The 760-nt window shown below is 40.7% G+C and carries 2 protein-coding genes; one reads left to right on the top strand and one right to left on the bottom strand.

The features are described 5' to 3' along the window. Positions 1–256, bottom strand: a 256-nt coding sequence (locus KIV40_RS32690; RefSeq protein WP_285353527.1) for a DUF2726 domain-containing protein, incomplete at its 3' end; no start/stop codon positions are given. A gap of 238 nt (positions 257–494) precedes the next feature. On the opposite strand from KIV40_RS32690, the gene KIV40_RS32685 reads away from it, so the two are divergent. Further along, a complete protein-coding gene (locus KIV40_RS32685; RefSeq protein WP_285353525.1) occupies positions 495–680 on the top strand; it encodes a hypothetical protein in 186 nt (61 codons plus the stop codon). Positions 681–760: the final 80 nt, after the last annotated feature.

Here is a 760-nt window from a genome sequence, read left to right as displayed (position 1 = left end):
TTCTTGGGTCACAAACTACAAAATCAAAATAACTGCGCGCGATCTTATTGTTCGCGATAAACCAGGTCTTCTTCGAATTAGACTTCGCCGGTGCGAGCACGCTCGTCATACTTACTTTGGCGAATACCGCACCATGATGACCCACGGCAGACTTAAGCGCATTATAAAAAGCCGCCTGCTGCATATTGAGCAGTGCACCCTTCTTTTGATAAGCATGATCTTTTGTATCGTCATGCTTAACCACATATTTTTGTATGACTAAAAACTAGAACCGTTAGCGTATGTATAAATGCGCTTATAGGCAAGAAAAAGCAGTGGCTAGGTGCCCTTCACACCCACCTCACCCGTACGATCAACAAGTCACAACTGCAATACATCACGCTTTTTGAGCATTTCTCGTACACAAAACCAAACAATTATTGATTCAGATCAATTTGACAACATATGTGATCAACTAGCATGAAAATCGTTAACCAAATGTTAAGGACAACAATATGGGACTGAAACAAGACCCAAGATGTTATACCGATGTATGTGTTGATGGAAAATGGTTCCATTATGATCACTGCAGTACACGTGCTTACATGTTGAAAGGAGGTGCTTCTGCCGTCTATGAACTTGAAAAAGAACCATCTACTGAAACGGAGCTTGTTGAATTACTGCAAGGCATTGCTAAATAATTTTTGATTCCCCTTTTGAGCACTGACTAGCAAATCAACAACATTCATGTTTGAACTCTTAGTGACAGCAATCCCTACTT

It is taken from the genome of Vibrio sp. D173a, assembly GCF_030248475.1.
This window is presented reverse-complemented; position numbering and strand designations above follow the sequence as displayed.

Coding starts and splice junctions, on each gene's coding strand:
- KIV40_RS32685 (WP_285353525.1), top strand. CDS start 495: ATGGGACTGAAACAAGACCCAAGATGTTATACCGATGTATGTGTTGAT.